Raw genomic sequence first — 1226 nt, 5'->3', positions numbered from 1 at the left:
CCAAAAAAAGAGGAAATACCCATGGCAAAGGCCAAGTTTGAACGTAACAAGCCACACGTCAACGTCGGTACAATCGGACACGTTGACCATGGTAAAACAACCCTTACCGCTGCAATCGCAACCGTAGCTGCAATCACCTCTGGTGGCGAAGCCAAAGACTACGCGTCTATTGACTCAGCACCAGAAGAAAAAGCACGTGGTATCACAATCAACACCTCACACGTAGAATATGACACAGACAGCCGTCACTACGCACACGTAGATTGCCCAGGTCACGCCGATTATGTTAAAAACATGATCACTGGTGCGGCACAGATGGACGGCGCAATCCTAGTAGTATCTGCAACTGACGGCCCAATGCCACAGACTCGTGAGCACATCTTGCTTTCACGTCAGGTTGGCGTACCGTACATCATCGTATTCATGAACAAATGTGACATGGTTGATGACGAAGAATTGTTAGAACTAGTAGAAATGGAAGTTCGTGAATTATTGAACGACTATGACTTCCCAGGCGATGACACTCCTATCGTTAAAGGTTCTGCTACTGAAGCCCTAAAAGGCTCACAAGAAAAATACGGCCAACCAGCTGTTGTAGAACTACTAAACGTACTAGACACCTACATCCCAGAGCCAGAGCGTGACATCGACAAAGCATTCCTAATGCCAATCGAAGACGTATTCTCAATCTCAGGTCGTGGTACCGTAGTAACAGGCCGTGTTGAATCTGGTATCGTTAAAGTTGGCGACGAGATCGAAATCGTTGGTATCCGTGACACTCAAAAAACCACCTGTACTGGTGTAGAGATGTTCCGTAAACTGCTTGACGAAGGTCGTGCAGGCGAAAACTGTGGCGTACTACTACGTGGTACTAAGCGTGAAGACGTACAACGTGGCCAAGTACTAGCTAAGCCAGGTTCAATCACTCCTCACACCAAGTTTGACGCTGAAGTATATGTATTGTCAAAAGAAGAGGGTGGTCGTCACACACCATTCCTAAACGGCTATCGTCCACAGTTCTACTTCCGTACTACTGACGTAACTGGCGCAATCCAATTACAAGACGGTACTGAAATGGTAATGCCTGGTGATAACGTTGAGATGGGCGTAGAGCTTATCCACCCAATCGCTATGGACAAAGGTCTTCGCTTCGCAATTCGTGAAGGCGGCCGTACTGTAGGCGCTGGTGTTGTTGCTAACGTATTGAACTAAGACTTAAGTCTCAG

1 protein-coding gene is annotated in these 1226 nt (G+C 47.2%); it reads left to right on the top strand.

Annotation, left to right across the window (positions count from 1 at the left end):
• The first annotated feature begins 21 nt into the window (after positions 1–21).
• A complete protein-coding gene (gene tuf, locus CXF61_RS12225) occupies positions 22–1212 on the top strand; it encodes an elongation factor Tu (protein WP_114701991.1) in 1191 nt (396 codons plus the stop codon).
• Positions 1213–1226 lie beyond the last annotated feature (14 nt).

The organism is Psychrobacter sp. 4Dc, assembly GCF_002836715.1.
Classification (GTDB): Bacteria; Pseudomonadota; Gammaproteobacteria; order Pseudomonadales; family Moraxellaceae; genus Psychrobacter.
Note: the sequence above shows the minus strand (reverse complement) of the source record. Positions and strands in the feature narration are given on the sequence as shown.